The organism is Staphylococcus sp. HMSC034G07, from assembly GCF_001835975.1.
GTDB lineage: Bacteria > Bacillota > Bacilli > Staphylococcales > Staphylococcaceae > Staphylococcus > Staphylococcus ureilyticus.
Map to the genome: position 1 here is coordinate 25,903 of NZ_KV826608.1, position 18,734 is coordinate 44,636.

An 18,734-nucleotide genomic window follows, 5' to 3' on the forward strand; every position below is an offset into this window, starting at 1 on the left:
TATTTTTCTGCCCATTTTACCGGAAACGTTTAACGTTTCGTAATGACGACAAAATGACTATGTTAAAAAGATATATAAAACAGACATTTCACAAAAATATTACTATCTCATATATCTCCTTAAAAACAGTTGAGTTACTCCCCTCCGACTACAAAGTCATAGGTATTCTATTAATAATATAGTATTATACACAATTAATCATATTATAACAAACTGTATAATTTAATTTCTGGAAATTTTTCTTCAAACCATCTCGTTGCAAACTCATTTTCAAATAAGAAAACGTAATTATCATAAACATCTTTAACAAGAATAGAACGAGAAGAGCTCATTTTATCTTTAATATCTTCTTCATTTTCAATCCATCTTGCAATTTTTGGACCAACTGGTTCCATGATGACATCGACATTATATTCATTTTTAAGTCTATGTTCAAATACTTCAAATTGTAACTGACCTACCGCACCAATAATAATTTGATTGGTATGCAATGCTTTATAGTATTGAATTGCGCCTTCTTGAACTAATTGTTCAATTCCTTTATGGAAATGCTTCTGCTTCATGACATTTTTGGCAGAAACTTTCATAAATAATTCTGGTGTAAACTGCGGTAATTCTTGGAAACTGAATTTTTGGTTGCCACCTACTAATGTATCTCCAATTTGGTAATTACCTGTGTCATACAAACCTATGATATCTCCAGCAACTGCGTGATTAACTGTTTCTTTATCATCAGCCATAAACGAAGTCGAACGTGTTATTTTCTGTTTCTTTTTCGTTCTTTGTAAGGTAACATCCATACCTCGTTCAAAAGCGCCACTAACTACCCTCATAAAAGCAATTCTATCTCTGTGTTTGGGATCCATATTGGCTTGAATTTTGAAAATAAAGCCTGAAAAATCCGTATCGTAAGGTGTAACTTCAATATCTTCTTTCGTTTGTCGTGCACTTGGCATAGGTGCATGATCAACATAAGCATTTAAGAAATTTTCTACACCAAAGTTCGCTAATGCTGATCCAAAGAACACTGGTGTTAAATCACCATTTCTCAAAGCTTCATTATCAAATGTTTCTCCTGCTTCTTCTACCAACATTAATTCTTCGATTGCTTGTGTAAAGGCGCTATCATTTTTAATATTATGATCTTCTTCCAGTTCATAATCATCATTTAAATGTAGTACATTTTGTTCATCTCTAAATGGCTCAATCGTATGTGTATCTCGATCAATGATACCAAAGAAATTTTGTCCCATACCCACTGGCCAATTCATAGGATACGTTTCGATTTCCAGTGTAGACTCGATTTCATCTAACAATTCAAATGGCTCTTTTCCTACTCTATCTAACTTATTGATAAACGTAAAAATAGGAATACCTCTCATTTTACAAACTTTGAATAGTTTTAAAGTCTGAGGTTCAATACCTTTTGCACAGTCTATAACCATTACAGCACTATCCACTGCCATTAATGTTCGATATGTGTCTTCGGAAAAGTCTTCATGCCCTGGCGTATCTAAAATGTTGATTTTATAATGATCATAATCAAATTGCATCACTGAACTCGTTACTGAGATACCACGTTCTTGTTCAACTTTCATCCAGTCACTTGTCGCAAACTTACCACTCTTTTTACCTTTTACGGTCCCTGCTTCTCTTATTGCCCCACCAAATAACAGTAACTTTTCTGTTAATGTGGTTTTCCCAGCATCAGGATGTGAAATAATCGCAAAAGTTTTTCTGGATTCTACTTCTTCCTTTATACTCATTTGTTCTCTCCTTTAATTCTCAAATATCGATTGACCAATATCATCAGCAATTTGTACTGCTGTTGACTCATCAAGTAACGTAAACAAGTGTACCACAAGTTCCTCCTTGATATCATCATCATTTAACGAAGTATCAATTTCTAATGACCAATTGAGGTCTGGTATTGCCATAAGTAAGACATCAGCGTCATCATTTTTATAAATATAACTACGAACTGTTACACCATTCAGACTTATAGGCTTAATTTTCAACAGGACCACCGCCAAACTTTTTATAAGCCGCTTCTAAACCGATTAAGTCATCTCGATGCGGTACTTTTACATGACCAGGCATAATTTGATAAGGCTCACGCCCTTTTGACGCCAAGACAACTGTATCACCAGGATTAGCAATTTCAATAGCATGACGAATCCCTTCCGCACGATCTTTGAATTCAACATAATTACTATGCGTTGCGCCTTTAGCAAGTTCACTTGTTAATTTTTTTGGATCATCATTTGCTGGATTGTCAGGCGTAAAAATAACATAATCCGCTCTACAAGCGACACGACCCATTTCAGGTGTTTTCCCCATATCTCTTTCTCCAGCCATTCCACACAAGAAAATCAATTTCTGTTTTGCAAAAGGTTTCACTGCATCTATAAGTTTATCCATACCATCTGCTGTGTGTGCATAATCTATAATTAAATCAATTGGTAATTTTGGGTCTAAAACTTCAAGTCGACCTTCAACTGGTTCTAAGTTTTCTACCGCTTGAATAATTTCTTCTAAAGTAGCACCTTTTGCCCAAACAGCTATCATTGCTGCCATAATATTAGAGACATTGAAAATGCCTACATATGGTGACTTCACAGGAAATGTACCTTCAGGTGTATTAAAATCAAATGTTACACCTTGTAAAGACTCATGAATATTTTCAGCCTTAAATTGTGCATGTTCTTTGATGCCATACGTAAACACCTCGTAAGGTGTAACTGAAGCTAAATATTCTGAGAATTCATCATCTTGATTTAAAACAACATATTTTTCTTTTGATAAATCTTCACCTAACTGGCTGAATAATAATGATTTGGCATGACCATAAGCTTCCATTGTACCGTGAAAGTCTAAATGATCTTGCGTTAAATTTGAAAACACAGCAACATCAAAATTAACACCACTTAAGCGTCCTAATGATAATCCGTGGCTTGATACTTCTAAAGTCATAGCTTGTGCTTGTTGTTCTACAGCTTCATGAATTTTTTTCGTCAACGCAACTGTTTCAGGAGTTGTATTTGTACCTTTAGATTTTTCTTCGTTAATTTGAAAACCATTTGTACCTAAATAAGCACTACCTTTACCTAATTTTCTATATATGTGGTGTATCATTGTTGCTATAGATGTTTTGCCATTTGTCCCGGTAACACCATATGTAGTAAGTTGTTTACTTGGATAATTAAATAATACATTTACGAGTAAACTAGCAACACGCAACGTGTCAGGAACGATAACTTGCGTTACATCACCTTTCAACAGTTGTTCATGATTTACCACAATAACTTTACAGCCTTGATTCACCACATCTTGACAAAATTTATGACTATCGACAGTATAACCTTTAGAAGCAACAAATATGCTGCCTTCTTTAGCTGTACGTGAGTCCGTTGTTATATCATTCACATTCATATCTAATGTTCCAATCACTTGTTTAACTCTAATTTTTTTAAACAACTCGTTTGCATTCAACATTAACCGCTCCTTTATTTCCAATACTTCTATTATACACATTTTCAAGTGATTTTATAGAAACTAATATTGCATTTTGCCTTTTCTCTACCATTATATATTTTTTTCGTTTTTATTTAAAAACATTATAATTACCGTAAGTATAAACTAGATTTAAAATGTTAATCATATGTAATTAATTATGTAGATTTTCTTTTTTATTTGTTTAATTTCTTTTAAGATGACTTATTTTAAAAGCATGCGTGGTATGGTATAAATATAGAACAATCTAAATTTATCATGATATAATTTTTAAAAATAAGTATGAATTATTTTCTATGCGTTTGTAAAATGATATAATCTCTATTAATTATGTTTTTTCTTTCGCATGACAACAAAATGCGTTAAACTTAGCATGAGCTAAATTTATACTATTGGAGGGTGACTCAAAATGGTTACTCGTAACAAAAAAATATTGATTATTACTGGTTCTTTTGGTAACGGACATTTACAGGTTACTCAAAGCGTAGTAAACCAATTCAACGAAATGAATCTAGACAATTTAACTGTCATTGAACATGATTTATTTTTAGAAGCTCACCCAATTTTGACTTCTATATGTAAAAAGTGGTATATCAATAGCTTTAAGTACTTCAGAAATATGTACAAGTCTTTTTACTATAGTAAACCTGACCAAATAGACAAATGTTTCTACAAATATTATGGTTTGAATAAATTAATTAATTTATTACTAAAAGAAAAGCCAGATTTAATTCTACTTACCTTCCCTACGCCAGTGATGTCTGTATTAACTGAGCAATTTGATATGAATATTCCCATTGCCACAGTTATGACAGATTATAGATTACAAAAGAATTGGGTTACACCACATTCTCAACGATATTATTTGGCAACTGAGGAATTAAAAGATGAATTTGCTGAATTAGGCATTCCAAGAAATCAATTAAAGGTTACAGGCATTCCAATTTCTGATAAATTCGAACAAGATATCGACCAATCTGCATGGTTACGTCAAAATAATTTGAATCCTGACAAACCAACAATCCTTATGTCAGCAGGTGCTTTTGGTGTTTCTAAAGGATTCGATCAAATGATTAGCGATATTTTGACTAAAAGTCCACACTCGCAAGTCGTCATGGTTTGTGGTAAAAACAAAGATTTGAAGCGCACATTATCTAGCCAATTTAAAAATTATGATAACGTACTGATTTTAGGTTATACAAAACAAATGAATGAATGGATGGCTTCAAGTCAATTGATGATAACAAAACCAGGTGGCATCACTATTTCTGAAGCACTAACGCGACAAATACCAATGATTTTCTTAGATCCTGCGCCAGGACAAGAGTTAGAAAACGCGCTCTATTTTGAAGAAAAAGGTTATGGTACAATCGCTTATTCACCCGATGAAGCTATACAACAAGTAGCCTCATTAACAAATCATCCAACTTCACTAGTGGAAATGTCTGAAGCAATGAGTGAATCGCGCATTCCATATTCAACATATAAATTATGCAAAGATTTGTTAGAACTTCTAGACCATTCGACACGTTATGAAGAAGTTTATGGAAAGGTTCCTTTATATGCAAAGCTCTTCGTTAAATAATACTAACTACAATTCAAGCACAAATTTTATTATTATGTTGATTATTTTATTTTTAATGGAGTTTGCTAGAGGTATGTATGTATTGAGTTACTTAGCCTTACTTCCAACGGCAACTTCTATTGCGGTAGGTGTTACATCTATCGCTATTTCTATTCACTTTATTGCTGATGCAACAACAAACTTTGTCATTGGTTTTTTACTTAAACGCTTAGGTACTAAACTTGTTTTAACACTTGGATTTTTATTAGCTTTTGGTAGTTTGTTTTTAGTCATTTGGTTTCCTACATCACCAATCGTATTAATCACAAGTGCGATATTACTAGGTATCGCAGTGAGTCCGATTTGGGTCATTATGCTTGCAAGTGTTGATGAAAATAACCGTGGTAAACAAATGGGATATGTCTATTTCTCTTGGCTACTAGGCTTATTAGTCGGGATGGTTGGAATGAACTTAATCTTTAAATTCCACCCAACACGCTTTGCGTTTATGATGTCATTAGTCGTATTGATTGCATGGATTTTATACTATTTCGTTAAAATCAGGCTTACTAACTACAATACAAGACCTGTAAAGCAACAATTAGGACAAATTGTAAACGTGACCAAACGTCATCTCATTCTATTTCCAGGTATTTTATTACAAGGTGCTTCAATCACCGCCTTAGTCCCGATATTACCTACATATGCGACAAAAGTTGTCGGCGTTTCAACCGTAGAATATACAATAGCAATTATCATTGGTGGTATAGGTTGTGCCATTTCTATGCTATTTTTATCTAAAATTATAGATAACAATGGAACATTATTTATGTACAGTATCATTTTTGGTGGTTTCGTCTTATACACTATAATGATATTTGCTTTATCTATTATTACAGATATTAAACTAGTCTGGGGCTTAGCATTATTTATTGGCCTAATGTATGGTATCTTATTACCTGCATGGAATACTTTTATGGCTAGTCATATCCATATGGATGAACAAGAAGAGACTTGGGGCGTGTTCAATAGTGTTCAAGGTTTCGGGTCTATGATTGGTCCACTCGTAGGTGGTTTAATTACAGAATTCTCTAAATCTGTTAATAATACATTTTATTTTTCAGCATTAGTGTTCTTATTTTTAGCAATATTTTATGGCTTGTATTTTATTAAAAATAAAAAACAACACAATCACACTTAAGTATATGAGTACGTTTCAACATACAAAAGCGTCGCTATCATTTTAGAAATTATCTAAAAATATGATAGCGACGCTTTTAAAATTTCAATATTATCATCGATTAAAATGATAATTTTATATAAAAAAATTATGCAAAATTAAAATTCTCTAATACTTTCCATTTTTCTGCACTTTCATCATAGTAAACTAAAGAAAGTTGCTCAATTGCTTCTTTATAGTCAATACCCGCTAAGTTCAATTGACCAAAAATGTCTTCGAACTCTTGACTAGTCAAGCCTTGTGCAATTGTAAAATGTGGTACAAATGGATGTTCTGGACGACCATAAAAATCACCACTATTGAATTGATTAAATAATTTTTCTAAATTGTCCGTTTTGGCAACTTTAAAATAAATTACATTTGTAATTGGCGCAAAGTTTGATGCCTTTGTCGCGTGTACTTCAATCGGTGGTATCCCCTCGATTCTTGATTTGATTGTCTCTTTGACAGCGTCAAGATCACCTTCGTTTATTTTAAAATGCTCTTTAATCGTAATGTGTGGCATAATCGTTGCATAGTGAGCATCATAACGTTTACGGTATGCATTTACTTCATCTTGAAACGCTTTTGACGGAATTAATGCTAATCCTAAAATCATTTAAATTCCTCCTTTGTTTAACATAACTACATTATATCAAATTTCACAAAAATTCGTTACTTTTAACTAAATTTCCTACAGATAATTAAAAAGAAATATTATCTGATAAAAAATATTTTAATAAATCATCTAGTAAATGTTTCCAAGATTTCCATCTATGTCCCCCATCAAACTCTGCATAGTGATAAGTAATATCACTATTTTCGATAATCGATTTCAACTGGCGATTAGGTGTTAAAAAATCCGCTTGCTTTCCGGTCGTTGGTAAAGCAAAGTCTTTTTCTTCTAATCCAACTGTATGCCAAATCGTCAATTGTTCTTGAAATTGACATCGTTCAATTAATGTTTGTATTACCTCATCATGTTGAGGACTCAATAGACCTACTTGGCTAAAAATTCTTGGATAGGATAAGGCTGTGATCAAAGCTGCACTCCCTGCTAAACTATCACCTAAAATAACTCTGCCATTTCCTACTTTATATGTTGGGAATTGAGCGTCTATAAACGGTAAAATTTCATTCGCCATACACTTTACAGTTAGTGCTGTTTTTGCTCCTTGAGGATGAAATTCTGCTCTTCTTTTTTCAACATCTTCATAATGAAAACCCACAAAGATTGCTCTTTCTACTTCATTTGCTTCCCATAATTTTTCATACGTTCTGTGTATTCTACCAAAGCTAAAAAAATCCAAACCATCAAAACAAAAGACGACCTTGTATTTAAATAATTCTGTGAAATCTTTAGGTAAATAAATAGAAAGTGTGATGTCTCTATCTAATATGTCGCTTGAAAAATTAATTTTATTAATTCGTCCTGCTTGAAAATTGTCCATAAAATAATGCGCCCCCTCATAGTCTTAATGACATTGTATCAAGAGACGCAATATTTTAAAATAACTCCTTTTTATTTAGCAAAGTAAGATACTATTTTTTAATCGTTAATATTCTCTTTTTTAAGGCGTTCAGGATAATCTTTTAGCCAAAAAACAGCATTGGGTACTTTTTCTGGGTCTGGTTTATAAATCGCTTTTCTACCAGATCCTAAACGCTTTTTCTGCAATTCATAATCTTTCAATGCGTTTATAGCTGGTTTGTGTAATAGCCAAATCGCTATGATATTAAGCCATGCCATCATGCCTACACCTAAATCTCCCATTAACCATGCTATATCTGCCGTTTTCACTGCGCCATAAACTGTTGCTAATATCAATACAATACGAGTTATATTGATAAATATAAAGGAAGTTCTATAATTTGCAGATCTCGTTAAGTATGCAATATTGGTTTCTGCAATATAGTAATAAGCCAATATAGTAGTAAAAGCAAAGAAAAATAATGCAATTGCTATAAAGTAAGATCCGAATCCAGAGAATGATGGATCAAAATGATAACTTCCGCCTTGTAAAGCCTTATCTATACCTGCTTGCGCATACATTGCTGTACCAGAATAATCTTTATCTCCATTTGACATTTCAACAAAGATACCATTATCTTTAATCAAACTCGCTTTATCACTAGGTGTATTGCCACCATCCGTTACATTATATGTACCAGAAAGCAAGATGATTAGTGCGGTTGCAGTACAGACAAATAAAGTATCAACGTAAACTGAAAACGCTTGCACCAAACCTTGTTTTGCTGGATGTGACACCTCTGCTGCCGCGGCTGCATGTGGCCCAGTACCTTGACCAGCCTCATTTGAATAAAGACCTCTTTTGACTCCTATTTCAATCATTGCACCTACAATCCCACCAAATGCTGCTTGCATGCCAAATGCAGATTTGAAAATTAATGCAAACAATGCAGGAACCGCTTCAATATTAAGTATAATGATAATAACCGCCATTAATATATAAAACACTGCCATAAATGGTACAACTGCTGTCGCTGCATTAGCAATCCATTTGATTCCCCCAAAAATAATTAATCCGATAATGATTGCTAAAAATATGGCTACAACCCATGGATTTAATTGAAACGCATTTTTCATAGAACTGGATATAGCATTGGATTGAACACCTGGCAATAATAATCCGACTGAAATTACAGTGACAATTGCAAAGATCAATCCATATACTTTGCCCAGTTTCCCCTTTATACCATATTCAATATAAAATGCTGGTCCACCTCTATATTGTCCCTTCTCTTCTCGTTTATATATTTGTCCTAGTGTCGATTCTATAAAGGCGCTACTTGCTCCTAAAAATGCTGTAGCCCACATCCAAAATACGGCGCCTGGTCCACCAATAAATATTGCTGTCGATACACCTACAATATTACCAGTACCTACACGACCTGCTAACGATAAGGCGATTGCTTGAAAACTTGAAATACCAGTTGGTGACTTTTCCCCTTGAAACATAAGTCGAATCATTTCTTTAAAGTGTCTGACTTGGAAAAATTTCATAAATAGTGAGAACAATATACCAGTGATTAACAAACCATAAACTAATGGTTTGCTCCATACTATGTCATAAAGCCAAGTTAAAAAACCTTCTATCATAACGTATCCCCCTTGTTATACCATTAAAGAAAATGATATTTTTTAATATTATACACATATGTTATGTTCCGCGCAATGCATTATATAAGTTATTATTTTAACAATTTATATAATGTGTTATGAATTTTTTATATAAATAACATTAATATATTTAATACTTATATTATCTTATAACGTACTACTTATTATTAAGTAACAATTGTTACTTACCTGAAATTGCAGTCAACCACACGGTGCGACTAAGTACATACTTTCACAAATTTACCTTTTGTTCTATCTTTTTTTAAGATATACTGAATTATAAATTCAAATAAAGTTTTATAGGAGGAACCATTCTATGCTTAACAAAGTATGGTTTAGAACAGGTATCGCTTTATTAATCCTGTTTTTACTAATCAAATTGATTATGGAAGTACATAGTATTTTCACACCATTCATTATTATCCTTCAATCTGTGTTACTGCCATTATTATTGAGTGGCTTTTTGTTTTACATTTGTTTGCCTTTTCAAAAAATACTTGAAAAGAATCATGTGCCACGCTGGGGTAGCATTACTCTAATCTTTATAGGCTTAATCATAATTATTAGTATTGTTATTGGGGTATTAGCTCCGTTAATTGCAGAACAAATTGAAAACCTAGTAACTCAAATACCTGCATTACAACATGAAGTTCAAAACATCATTAATTTCGCTCTAGATCAAATGGAAAGATTGCCTAATGATGTAACAGATCGCATTAATAAAATGGTACAATCTATCAGCGACAGTACTGCTGATATTTTATCTAACTCTTTAGGTTACTTAACATCATTTATTTCAACACTTTTCTTACTGATAATGGTTCCGTTCTTTTTAATTTATATGTTAAAAGATCATGAACGTTTTATCCCTTTCATCGCAAGACTATTTAAAGGAGACAGAAAAGTTTTCACTGTAGAATTATTGAAAGATTTAAATGAAACTGTTAAATCCTATATTCAAGGCCAAGTTACAGTAAGTATCATTCTTGGGATTATCTTATACATTGGTTATTCAATTGTAGGACTTAACTACACATTATTACTCGTTATGTTTGCATGTGTAGCAAATATGATACCGTTCTTAGGTCCTTGGATGGCATTTGCACCCGCTGCAGTCATTGCAATTATTCAAAGCCCTACAACATTTATATGGGTATGTATTATCACGCTGATTGCACAACAATTAGAAGGTAATGTGATTACACCTAACGTAATGGGTAAATCACTTAGTATTCATCCTTTAACAATTATTGTAGTGATATTAGCTGCAGGTAATCTTGGCGGTTTCGGTCTAATCTTAATAGCTGTTCCATTATATGCTGTCATTAAAACCGTTGTCAGAAACGTATTCCGTTATAGACAAGAAATTATTGCAAAAGCCAATAGTGACGTCAAAGAATGAAATAATGATATAAAACAAAAAGACTATTCGTTTCAGTTGTTGAAACGAATAGTCTTTTTATATGTTAATAATTAAAGATATTTAATTATTTAACGATATGATAACCACTGTCTACATGGATATTTTCGCCTGTAACTCCACTTGAAAAATCACTCAATAAGTAAGCTGCAGTTTTACCTACTTCTTCTTGGTCTACATTACGTTTTAATGGCGCACGTTCTTCAATTTCTTTCATGATTGTGTTAAAACCACCAACACCTTTAGCGCTAAGTGTACGAATTGGACCAGCTGAAATCGCATTGACACGGATATTATCTTCGCCCAAATCTAATGCTAAATAACGTACATTTGCTTCTAAACTCGCTTTAGCTACACCCATCACATTGTAATTTTGCACAGCATACTCGCCACCTAAATAAGTAGTAGCAACAATACTACCACCCTCAGGCATGATTTTTTTTGCTTCTCTAGCAACAATTGTTAATGAATATGAACTAATGTCTTGTGCCAATAAGAAGCCATCACGAGATGTATCTGAAAAACGACCTCTTAAATCTTCCATGTTAGCAAAAGCAATCGAATGATAAACACCGTCAATGTTACCTACTTCTTCTCCAATTTTTGCAAAACCATTGATAACATCTTCGTCTTTTTGTACGTCTATTTGATACATTCTAATTGTTTGTTGATCTAACTGTTCAACAAGTTTTTCCATTTCTTTTTTACTACGTTCTTTACGATATGTAAAAACTAAATTCGCACCTAATTTGTCTAATACTTTAGCTACACCAAAACCGATACTACGTTTATTAGCAATACCCATAATGACGAATGTTTTATTTTCTAAATTTAACATGAAAATAACTCCTTTTTTAAATTTTCATTGTAAATTGGTTCGAGATGTTATAATCATACTTCCTATCACTTCGCTCGATGCCAATTCTAACAAACTTTATTTTAACATTGGTTTCATTGTTTAAACAATTCATTTTACATTCTATAAACGAATTCATCGTTTTTTGCTTTCTTTCGAGTTGAAATTTTGACCAACGCTTCATTCAATTAATCAGTACTAACAGCTTAAAGTAACTTGCATATTGTTCTTTCACTACCTATTAATACATATTTTAGGATTTCAATACTATCCCAGATATAGATGTTAATAATAAAATTCTAATTCACGTTTTAACTCATCAACATACTCTTTAGATCCCGTTACAATGACACGGTCTTTATAGCGTAATTGAGTATCACCATGTGGTACAATCGATTCATTATTTCTAATGATTCTCACAAATATAATATCCCCATCAAACGGGAAATTACGTAATTGAATTTGATCATATTTATGATTTAGCATTGCAATTTCATATAAAGATGTTTCCACATTACTTAAAAGATTAAGCATATTTGGTGTTTCTATTAAACCTTTCAAGAGTATCTTATTACTCATAAAGCCACTAAATACTTCTATACCTTCACTTTGTAAACCTTCATCACCAGTACTCGCTTCTAACCTACATATAACTCGATTTACACCATGGCTTTTGGCCATTAAAGCCACTTTTCTATTAATATCGTCATCATTTGTAGAACAAACAACAATATCTCTTTCAAATAAACCTAAACGCTCTAATAATGGTTCTTCATAATCTGCAATTTCAATCATCGAAATTGCATCTGATAATTTACGTTTATCACTTAAATCATTTCTATAATATAACGAAACTTGATAAAGTTGTGATGTTAAATTCTGAGCAATTGGTATGGTTAATTGGTTTTTACCTATTAAACTCACTTCAATCTGTCTTGTTGCTTCATCTGGCATCGGGAACATTTTCTTAAATATAATTGGTACAAAAACACATGTAATAACTGCACTTAATATTAAAATACCTGATATTTCAGATGATATTGTTCCAAGTTTTTCAGCAATTTTTGCAGAAGCAATAACCAACGATAAAGTTGACGTTAGCAAGAAAGCTGAAGAAATTGTTGTTTTCATATCAAACCATCGACGTATATAAAATACTGGTATTAATTTAGATATTAAAAAGGCCAATATTAAAAATGGAATGATAAGTAATAATGAAGGCTCTTTTATTAACATTGGTATATTTAAATCTACACCAACCATGATAAAGAATATTGGAATAAAGAATCCGTAACCAAAGGAATCTAATTTCTCTACCATATCCTCATCAGGACCCAGTAAAGAAACAATCACGCCGGCTAAGAAAGCGCCTAGAATATTTTCTGCACCAACGCCTTCCGCCAAAGCAACTAGCATGATAATTAACGCAAATACCGCACGTATACCAATTTGTGTTGTACCATCCATCAGTTTTTGCAAGAATTGTGCTTTCTTAAATAATCCACCTAGGAAATAAAAAACAAGCGCAAATACTACTAAACTCCCTATTAACCAAAGTGATGTGCCACCTGAAGCGTGTAGTGTTCCGTACGCAGTTAATAATATCATTGTCACTAAGTCAGCTAATACTGCTACTAATAATATGAATTGTCCGATAGTTGTACGCATAATATTCATTTCTTTTAGTGTAGGTACCACAACACCTAATGAAATAGTAGAAATAATAATAATCATTAATAAAACATCATCAATTAAACCAAACCATTTAAATGCATATGCAAATACAATTGAAATAACCATAATAAATAAAAATACAGTAAGTGCTAATTGTAAATGACCGGGTTCTTTACTTTTTTTATTATCTTCCAATGCGCCTTTGTCTTTTTTAAATGCTTTAAAATCAATTTCTAAACCACTCAAAAACATTAAGAATATAAAGCCTAATGTAGATAAAATATTTAACATAGCATCACGTTCTACTATGTTTAAAAAAGAGTGCCCAATAAGAATACCCATTAGTATTTCTGCTACAACAACAGGCAAGAATGTAATTCGCAATCTATTGATTAGTATCGGTGTAAGGAATGCTGCCATTACAACGACAACAAGTGATAAAAATTCCATGTAACCCCCTATAATAAGTAAGACATGAATGAAGTTGCTAATCCGAAGTAAATCAACATACTCACAATATCATTGATCGTAGTAATAAATGGACCACTAGCAACTGCAGGGTCAATTTTCAGTTTATTCATAACTAATGGAATCATTGATCCCACTAATGTACCTACTGTCATAGCAATTGTTAAACTGCTTGCCACGATCGTAGCTAAAATTGGCTGTCCATAAAGCACCATTATAATAATAAACAGCAATATAGCACAAATCAAACCACTTAAAAAACCGCTACCTGCTTCTCTCAATGCGACTTTAAAATTACTTTGTTCGTCAATTTCACCAGTTGAAATATTACGTACTGATACGGCAAGTGATTGTGTCCCAGAATTACCAGACATACCACTGATAATTGGAATAAACGCTGCCAATAATGACACTTGTGCTAAAGTATCCTCAAATGATCCAAGTATCGTGGCTGTGATCATTCCTAAAAACGTTAAAATAATTAGCCATGGCAAACGTTTCTTAGCAGTTTTAATGACTGAATCATTGGTTGCATCAACATCAGATACCCCGGCTAAACGAGAGTAGTCTTCACTCGCTTCTTCATCCATAACATCTAAGATATCATCGATTGTAATAATACCTAATAAGTGATCTTGATAATCGACAACTGGCATAGCGATAAAATCATAATCACGCATTTTCTGAGCAACATCTTCTTGGTCATCAGCAGCATTAGCACTGATCACACGTTCGCTCATTATGTCTTCTATATAAGCATCATTTTCTGCTACGATTAAATCTCTTAGTGATAAAACCCCAGCTAATTGTTTATGCTCATTCACTGCAAATATGACATAAATTGTCTCAGCATCTGGCGCTTGTTCTTTAACATGCATTAAAGCTTCTTTCACTGGCATTGTTGATTTTAAAGAAATATATTCCGTCGTCATGATACCGCCAGCAGTATCCTCTTCGTAATGTAATAATGCTTTAATTTCTTTTGCATCTTCACGGTTCATCAGTGTCAACAAGCTAACAATTTTCTGCTTAGATAATTGATTCATAATGTCTACTGCGTTATCGTATGACATATTTTCTAACACTTTGCTAGCATATGTAGCATCCATAGTATCGAACAGCGCTTCATACGCTTCTTCATCAATTTCTAATTGTTCAAAGAAATCTGCTACTTCTTCAGGGGACAATACTTCAAACATTTTTTGTCTAATATCTTCATCGCTGTCTTCAAAGTATTCACTTTGTTCATATGTGTGCATCGCTAAGAATTCTTCTCTAAATTCACCAATATGATTTTCATGCAGTAATTTATCTAGCATTTCTTGATCATATACTTGCTCATCTTCTAAAACGATTTGGTCTTTTTCATTTGCCAAAAGTCCCACCTCCATAGTTACTCAAATTATATCATATTAAATATGTTTTCTATTGCATCATATTTATCTTGTATTTCAATCTTTTGATCATAGATTGGATGTATAAAAGATATTTTAAAACATCGTAACAACTGATGTTTAAAATACGAATGTTCTCCTCCATATAAATCATCACCCACAATAGGATGTCCTATATGCTGAAGATGGACGCGAATTTGATGTGTCCGGCCTGTTAATAAAGTAACTTCACATAAACTGTAATTATTTTTATGGTCTAAGCATCTATATTTTGTTTTTGCTTGTTTACCATTTGAATTGACTTGTCTTGTAATAATACTAGCAGGATCTCTAGCAATAGGTGCATCTATGATTCCTTGTGATTGCAATTCACCATAGCATACGCATAAATAGGTTTTATCAATGTGTATGTTTGACATCAGATGATGTAAAAAACCATGTTTAGCAATCACAACAATACCTGAAGTATTTCGGTCAATCCTAGTGACAATATGCGGTACGATGTTTTGTCCTGATTGTTTAAAATAACCTAGAACTTGTTCAGCTAAACTAAAATGTTTATGTTCTCTTGATGGTGCGCAGTTTTGAAAAGCTTTTTTAGAAACGATTAATAAGTATGCATCTTCATATAAAATATTTAAAGGCTTATTGAATGGGATTAAATTATTACTAGCTGTCTCGTAACCTAAATGTACCTCCACTATATCGCCGTTCTGTAATTGCTTACGCACAGTTTCTGCTTGTCCATTAACAATTAAAGCGCCATTATGCTTAATGGCGCTAATTGTATTCTTAGAATACCCTTGCTCCTGTAAAAAAGTTCTTAGCATTTGAGGGTCTCTAATCATATACGTAAATTGCATTATTCATCGTCTCCACTTGAAATAAAGGAATCATGTACTCTTTTCCAAAATGGAAATGGTCTAAACCTAGCAAATCTAATTTTTTCATTTGCCACTCTAAATTGAATTGCATTAACATTTTTATGTTTTATGCTGACGTGATCTATGGTTGTTAAAATCTTATCATGATTCACTGGTGTAATCAGACATGTATGATGTTTGGGCAATACTAATGGTGACCCAACCGTTCTGAATACTCTATTATTAATAGAAGCGATTTCGGCGATTTGCATCGCTTCCAAAGAAGGATGTATTAACGCACCACCCAACGCCTTATTATATGCAGTAGAACCTGATGGTGTTGACACACACAGTCCATCTCCTCTAAAGCGTTCAAATTGGTTTCCTCTAATATTCACATCCACAACAAGTGTAGAACCATTTTCAGTTTTCATCGTCGCCTCATTTAATGCTAAGTATCTCGTCTCATATCCATTATCGTTATAACGCACTATAATTTCTAATAGTGGATATTCTATAACTTGGAATTCTGAATTATTAATTTCAATAATCAATTTCTCTACTTCATGTGGCAACCAATCTGCATAGAACCCTAAATGTCCAGTATGTATCCCTACAAATGCGCACCTCGATAACATGTGACTATACTGATGGAAAGCCTGTAATAAAGTACCATCTCCACCAACTGATATGACTATTTCAGGATTTTCCGTATCTTCAACCATTTCAAAATCTTTCATGTGATTAATCATCTTATGCTTTAAAGCGTTCGACTTAGAATCACCTTTAGATAAAATTGTATAGCGCATGATTGCACCTCCTAGTCATTATCATGCTTTTTAGCACGTTTTTTGGAATAGTATTTTTGAGCTTCTTGAATTTCCTCTTTAATTTCTGACATTTCTTCATCAAGTAAAAACGCTGCTTCAGCCGCACGTTCTAGTCGGTGCTGAATTTCTGGCGGATAATCTCCATCATATTTATACCGCAAAGTATGCTCGATTGTTGCCCAAAAATTCATGGCTAATGTTCTGATTTGAATTTCTGCTAAAATTGACTTTTCACCTTTAAGTGTTTCGATTGGATATTCAATAATTACATGATATGAACGATATCCACTTTGTTTTGTATTACTGATATAATCGCGTTCTTCTACTACTTTGAAATCTTGACGTTGTCTCAAGAGATTGACCACAATATCGATATCATCGACGAATTGACACATTAATCTCAAACCTGCTATATCATACATTTCTTCATGTAATCGATCAAATGAGATTTGTCTTTTATTTGCTTTATCAATAATGCTAGTCATAGGTTTAACACGACCCGTCACAAATTCAATCGGTGAAGCATTATCTTCTACATCATATTGTTTTCTAAGCCCTTTTAATTTTACTTTTAATTCATCAACTGCTTGTCTATATGGAGATAAAAACTGATCCCATTGATTCATTGTGCTTCACTCCGCTTCACTCTAATTCGAAAGTATCTTCCACAACAGAAACAAACTCCTTACCATAGTTTGAATTACCTTGAATATTTTCTAATATATAATTAAATTCTCTATCGAATTGTTTTAGTTCTAAATGATCATTAACGATAATCTTTTTATTTTTATTTTCATGTAGCATCGACCAAGTTTCTTGAACAAAAATCAAATATGAATACGACTGGCCGTCATCTAAGATATATGCAAAGCTATAATTATCACTATCAACAAGCATTTGTCCTGCTTCTTGTAAGCCTTCTGTAGATTGTTCTGTATAACACTTTAAACTATCTTCTGTTACTTTAATTTCATTCACATAAATACGCATGCTTGTTCCTCCTTATTCTTCATTATTTTAACATAATTAAGACGTACATAACACGTTACATGACTATTATTATGTCATCAATTGACTTAACGTAAATATAATAATTTTCAGCGTATAATGCAATCTAATTTAAATTAACTTATAAGTCCTTTAAAATGAATTATCATATATATTTAAGGAGTGTAACGCGTGGCAACTAATAATGAAATTGAATTTAAACAGTTATTGTCTGAAGACGATTATCAAGCTATATACAACACCTATTTTTTAAATATCAAACCATTTAGTCAAACTAATTATTACATCGACACATTAAATTTCGATTTAAAATCTCATCAATCAGCTTTGAGAATTCGCGTTAAAGATGATGCATACGAAATGACGTTAAAAGTACCAGCTGAAATTGGTTTGATGGAGTATAATTTCGATACAATCGTTGAACCAAAACTAAACAAGCACATCAAAAGTCAGGATCTGCCCCAAGATATTTTAAACCAACTCCTAAAAATGGACGTAGATATTGATGCATTAATCGTATTAGGAGACCTAACTACCGAACGTATAGAAAAAGAAATTAACGGAAATCTACTTGTTTTAGATAAAAATTATTACTTGGATTTCCAGGACTTTGAACTTGAATATGAAGTAAATGATTATAATGAAGGATTAGTTCAATTTAAATCGATTCTTAATCAATTTAATATCAATCATGAAATTCCAAACAATAAAGTCCAAAGATTTTTCAATCGCAAACGTAAATTAAACAACAGTTAATTGCGCACAATATTAAGAAGTCGAATT

17 protein-coding genes are annotated in these 18,734 nt (G+C 32.6%); 4 read left to right on the forward strand and 13 right to left on the reverse strand.

Annotation, left to right across the window (positions count from 1 at the left end; genetic code table 11):
• Positions 1–203: 203 nt before the first annotated feature.
• The 3 genes from HMPREF2586_RS06235 to HMPREF2586_RS06245 are packed head-to-tail and all read right to left on the reverse strand — an operon-like array spanning position 204 to position 3,492.
• Entirely contained in the window at positions 204–1,766 is a 1,563-nt protein-coding gene (locus HMPREF2586_RS06235) for a peptide chain release factor 3 (RefSeq protein ID WP_046208075.1), read from the reverse strand.
• A 12-nt stretch (positions 1,767–1,778) separates the two neighbouring features.
• Entirely contained in the window at positions 1,779–2,018 is a 240-nt protein-coding gene (locus tag HMPREF2586_RS06240; RefSeq protein WP_064209419.1) for a YueH family protein, read from the reverse strand.
• Positions 2,008–3,492, reverse strand: coding sequence for a UDP-N-acetylmuramoyl-L-alanyl-D-glutamate--L-lysine ligase (locus HMPREF2586_RS06245; RefSeq protein ID WP_070812711.1), 1,485 nt, complete (start codon positions 3,490–3,492; stop codon positions 2,008–2,010). Before HMPREF2586_RS06245 ends, HMPREF2586_RS06240 begins: the two co-directional genes overlap by 11 nt.
• A gap of 430 nt (positions 3,493–3,922) precedes the next feature.
• Here HMPREF2586_RS06245 and HMPREF2586_RS06250 point away from each other — a divergent pair, with 430 nt between their 5' ends.
• Positions 3,923–5,098, forward strand: a complete 1,176-nt coding sequence (locus tag HMPREF2586_RS06250; RefSeq protein WP_046208073.1) for a diglucosyl diacylglycerol synthase — start codon at positions 3,923–3,925, stop codon at positions 5,096–5,098.
• Positions 5,076–6,278, forward strand: coding sequence for a lipoteichoic acid biosynthesis MFS flippase LtaA (ltaA, locus tag HMPREF2586_RS06255; protein ID WP_046208072.1), 1,203 nt, complete (start codon positions 5,076–5,078; stop codon positions 6,276–6,278). The genes HMPREF2586_RS06250 and ltaA overlap by 23 nt, the downstream gene beginning before the upstream one ends.
• A gap of 127 nt (positions 6,279–6,405) precedes the next feature.
• Here ltaA and HMPREF2586_RS06260 read toward each other — a convergent pair whose 3' ends face one another.
• The 3 genes from HMPREF2586_RS06260 to HMPREF2586_RS06270 form a co-directional block, all read right to left on the reverse strand.
• On the reverse strand, positions 6,406–6,915 hold the full coding sequence (locus tag HMPREF2586_RS06260; protein ID WP_019469079.1) for a YjcG family protein: 510 nt from the start codon (positions 6,913–6,915) through the stop codon (positions 6,406–6,408).
• An 85-nt stretch (positions 6,916–7,000) separates the two neighbouring features.
• On the reverse strand, positions 7,001–7,747 hold the full coding sequence (locus HMPREF2586_RS06265; RefSeq protein ID WP_046208071.1) for an esterase family protein: 747 nt from the start codon (positions 7,745–7,747) through the stop codon (positions 7,001–7,003).
• A 98-nt stretch (positions 7,748–7,845) separates the two neighbouring features.
• A complete protein-coding gene (locus HMPREF2586_RS06270) occupies positions 7,846–9,417 on the reverse strand; it encodes an alanine/glycine:cation symporter family protein (protein ID WP_046208070.1) in 1,572 nt (523 codons plus the stop codon).
• A 337-nt stretch (positions 9,418–9,754) separates the two neighbouring features.
• Here HMPREF2586_RS06270 and cozEa point away from each other — a divergent pair, with 337 nt between their 5' ends.
• Positions 9,755–10,840, forward strand: coding sequence for a lipoteichoic acid biosynthesis protein CozEa (cozEa, locus tag HMPREF2586_RS06275; RefSeq protein ID WP_064209421.1), 1,086 nt, complete (start codon positions 9,755–9,757; stop codon positions 10,838–10,840).
• Positions 10,841–10,925: 85 nt separating this feature from the next.
• Here the strand turns inward: cozEa and fabI are convergent, their stop codons facing one another.
• The 7 genes from fabI to HMPREF2586_RS06310 form a co-directional block, all read right to left on the reverse strand.
• On the reverse strand, positions 10,926–11,696 hold the full coding sequence (gene fabI, locus HMPREF2586_RS06280) for an enoyl-ACP reductase FabI (RefSeq protein WP_046208068.1): 771 nt from the start codon (positions 11,694–11,696) through the stop codon (positions 10,926–10,928).
• A 303-nt stretch (positions 11,697–11,999) separates the two neighbouring features.
• Positions 12,000–13,838 (reverse strand): monovalent cation:proton antiporter family protein, encoded by a 1,839-nt coding sequence (locus tag HMPREF2586_RS06285; RefSeq protein ID WP_070657742.1) that lies wholly within the window; start codon positions 13,836–13,838, stop codon positions 12,000–12,002.
• A gap of 8 nt (positions 13,839–13,846) precedes the next feature.
• Positions 13,847–15,175, reverse strand: coding sequence for a magnesium transporter (mgtE, locus tag HMPREF2586_RS06290; protein WP_151362710.1), 1,329 nt, complete (start codon positions 15,173–15,175; stop codon positions 13,847–13,849).
• An 83-nt stretch (positions 15,176–15,258) separates the two neighbouring features.
• Complete coding sequence (locus tag HMPREF2586_RS06295; RefSeq protein ID WP_070657744.1) at positions 15,259–16,113, reverse strand: RluA family pseudouridine synthase; 855 nt, start codon at positions 16,111–16,113, stop codon at positions 15,259–15,261.
• Positions 16,113–16,922, reverse strand: a complete 810-nt coding sequence (locus tag HMPREF2586_RS06300; RefSeq protein WP_019469071.1) for an NAD kinase — start codon at positions 16,920–16,922, stop codon at positions 16,113–16,115. The genes HMPREF2586_RS06295 and HMPREF2586_RS06300 overlap by 1 nt, the downstream gene beginning before the upstream one ends.
• Before the next feature lie 11 nt (positions 16,923–16,933).
• A complete protein-coding gene (locus HMPREF2586_RS06305; RefSeq protein WP_046208064.1) occupies positions 16,934–17,569 on the reverse strand; it encodes a GTP diphosphokinase in 636 nt (211 codons plus the stop codon).
• A 16-nt stretch (positions 17,570–17,585) separates the two neighbouring features.
• Positions 17,586–17,933 (reverse strand): UPF0738 family protein, encoded by a 348-nt coding sequence (locus HMPREF2586_RS06310; RefSeq protein ID WP_046208063.1) that lies wholly within the window; start codon positions 17,931–17,933, stop codon positions 17,586–17,588.
• Between the two features lie 189 nt (positions 17,934–18,122).
• On the opposite strand from HMPREF2586_RS06310, the gene HMPREF2586_RS06315 reads away from it, so the two are divergent.
• On the forward strand, positions 18,123–18,707 hold the full coding sequence (locus tag HMPREF2586_RS06315) for a CYTH domain-containing protein (RefSeq protein ID WP_046208062.1): 585 nt from the start codon (positions 18,123–18,125) through the stop codon (positions 18,705–18,707).
• Positions 18,708–18,734: the final 27 nt, after the last annotated feature.

Bases quoted from the DNA above. Each gene is read 5' to 3' on its own strand.
- HMPREF2586_RS06235 (WP_046208075.1), bottom strand. From the start codon at position 1,766: ATGAGTATAAAGGAAGAAGTAGAATCCAGAAAAACTTTTGCGATTATT.
- HMPREF2586_RS06250 (WP_046208073.1), top strand. From the start codon at position 3,923: ATGGTTACTCGTAACAAAAAAATATTGATTATTACTGGTTCTTTTGGT.
- ltaA (WP_046208072.1), top strand. From the start codon at position 5,076: ATGCAAAGCTCTTCGTTAAATAATACTAACTACAATTCAAGCACAAAT.
- HMPREF2586_RS06260 (WP_019469079.1), bottom strand. From the start codon at position 6,915: ATGATTTTAGGATTAGCATTAATTCCGTCAAAAGCGTTTCAAGATGAA.
- HMPREF2586_RS06265 (WP_046208071.1), bottom strand. From the start codon at position 7,747: ATGGACAATTTTCAAGCAGGACGAATTAATAAAATTAATTTTTCAAGC.
- HMPREF2586_RS06270 (WP_046208070.1), bottom strand. From the start codon at position 9,417: ATGATAGAAGGTTTTTTAACTTGGCTTTATGACATAGTATGGAGCAAA.
- cozEa (WP_064209421.1), top strand. From the start codon at position 9,755: ATGCTTAACAAAGTATGGTTTAGAACAGGTATCGCTTTATTAATCCTG.
- fabI (WP_046208068.1), bottom strand. From the start codon at position 11,696: ATGTTAAATTTAGAAAATAAAACATTCGTCATTATGGGTATTGCTAAT.
- HMPREF2586_RS06285 (WP_070657742.1), bottom strand. From the start codon at position 13,838: ATGGAATTTTTATCACTTGTTGTCGTTGTAATGGCAGCATTCCTTACA.
- mgtE (WP_151362710.1), bottom strand. From the start codon at position 15,175: ATGCTAGATAAATTACTGCATGAAAATCATATTGGTGAATTTAGAGAA.
- HMPREF2586_RS06295 (WP_070657744.1), bottom strand. From the start codon at position 16,113: ATGCAATTTACGTATATGATTAGAGACCCTCAAATGCTAAGAACTTTT.
- HMPREF2586_RS06300 (WP_019469071.1), bottom strand. From the start codon at position 16,922: ATGCGCTATACAATTTTATCTAAAGGTGATTCTAAGTCGAACGCTTTA.
- HMPREF2586_RS06305 (WP_046208064.1), bottom strand. From the start codon at position 17,569: ATGAATCAATGGGATCAGTTTTTATCTCCATATAGACAAGCAGTTGAT.
- HMPREF2586_RS06310 (WP_046208063.1), bottom strand. From the start codon at position 17,933: ATGCGTATTTATGTGAATGAAATTAAAGTAACAGAAGATAGTTTAAAG.